The 1,727-nt window shown below is 63.5% G+C and carries 2 protein-coding genes; both read left to right on the top strand.

The features are described from left to right. Positions 1-798: branched-chain amino acid ABC transporter permease (locus P0D89_RS52635; RefSeq protein WP_408370758.1), on the top strand; the 798-nt coding region annotated here is incomplete at its 5' end. A gap of 26 nt (positions 799-824) precedes the next feature. Beyond that, positions 825-1,727: ABC transporter permease subunit (locus P0D89_RS52630; protein WP_408379569.1), on the top strand; the 903-nt coding region annotated here is incomplete at its 3' end.

The raw sequence follows: 1,727 nt of genomic DNA, 5'->3' as shown, positions 1-1,727 counted from the left end.
TCCGCCATAGGCGTGCTGCAGAACCACTTCCCCGGTCTCGGCAACGTGCCGACGCTGATCATCGCGCTGATCATCGCGGCGGTGGTCTGCTCGGTGGTCGGCTACACGATCGAGCGCGTGGCCTACCGGCCGTTGCGTAAAGCGCCGCGTCTCGCACCGCTGATCACCGCGATCGGTGTGTCGATCCTGCTGCAGACCCTCGCGATGATGATCTGGTCGCGCAACCCGCTGCCGTTCCCGCAGCTGTTGCCCACCGACCCGATCAACGTGATCAAGGCCACCGATACGACGCCGGGCGCCGTGATCTCGATGACCGAAATCGTGATCATCGTGGTGGCGTTCCTTGTGATGGGCGGCCTGCTGCTGCTCGTGCACAAGACCAGGCTCGGCCGCGCGATGCGTGCGATCGCCGAGAACCCGGGCGTCGCGAGCCTGATGGGCGTGAACCCGAACTTCGTGATTTCGGCGACCTTCATGATCGGCTCGGCGTTGGCCGCCCTGGCCGGCGTGATGATCGCGTCCGAATACGGCAACGCACACTTCTACATGGGCTTCATCCCCGGCCTGAAGGCCTTTACCGCGGCGGTGCTGGGCGGGATCGGCAATCTCGGCGGCGCGATGGTGGGCGGCGTGATTCTCGGCCTGATCGAACAGTTGGGCGCGGGCTATATCGGCAACCTTACGGGCGGTGTTTTCGGCAGTAACTACCAGGACGTGTTCGCCTTCATTGTGCTGATCGTCGTGCTGGTGTTCCGTCCGTCGGGGCTGCTCGGCGAACGCGTTGCGGATCGCGCTTGATCCCAGGCCATAAGGAGTAAACAGACATGACCTCAATTCAACCGATCGAGCCGTCCACGACGCTCATCCCTGAAAAGAACCTGGGCAAGACGCTGGTCGTCGGCATCATCACGGCGATCTTCGTGATCGCCGCACCGATGATCATCGGCGCAGCCGGCGGCAACTACTGGGTCCGCGTGCTCGACTTCGCGATGCTGTACGTGATGCTCGCGCTGGGCCTGAACGTGGTGGTCGGCTTCGCCGGCCTGCTGGATTTGGGCTACATCGCGTTCTACGCGATCGGCGCTTACACGGCCGCCTTGCTGAGCTCGCCACACCTCGCGACGCAGTTCGAGTGGATCGCGCATCTGGCTCCGAACGGGCTGCATATACCCATCTGGATCATCGTGCCGGTCGCGATGTCGTTCGCCGCGTTTTTCGGGATCGTGCTCGGTGCGCCGACCCTGCGTCTGCGTGGCGACTACCTCGCGATCGTGACCTTGGGCTTCGGGGAAATCGTGCGGATCTTCATGAACAACCTCGACCGTCCGGTGAACATCACCAACGGCCCGAAGGGGATCACGGGGATCGATCCGGTGCAGGTGGGCGGTTTCAGCCTCGCGCAGACACACTCGCTGCTCGGCTTCCAGTTCCCGTCGGTGTACTCGTACTACTACCTGTTCGTGCTGTGCTCGCTGCTGGTGATCTGGGTCTGTACCCGCTTGCAGCATTCGCGTATCGGCCGCGCGTGGGCCGCGATCCGCGAGGATGAAATCGCCGCCAAGGCAATGGGCATCAACACCCGCAATGTGAAGCTGCTGGCGTTCGCAATGGGCGCGTCGTTCGGCGGCCTGTCGGGTGCGATGTTCGGCTCGTTCCAGGGCTTCGTGTCGCCGGAATCGTTCACGTTCTGGGAATCGGTGGTGGTGCTGGCGTGCGTGGTGCTCGGT

Origin of the sequence: Paraburkholderia sp. RL18-085-BIA-A (assembly GCF_046027075.1) — a bacterium.
Taxonomy (GTDB): domain Bacteria; phylum Pseudomonadota; class Gammaproteobacteria; order Burkholderiales; family Burkholderiaceae; genus Paraburkholderia.
Note: the sequence above shows the minus strand (reverse complement) of the source record. Positions and strands in the feature narration are given on the sequence as shown.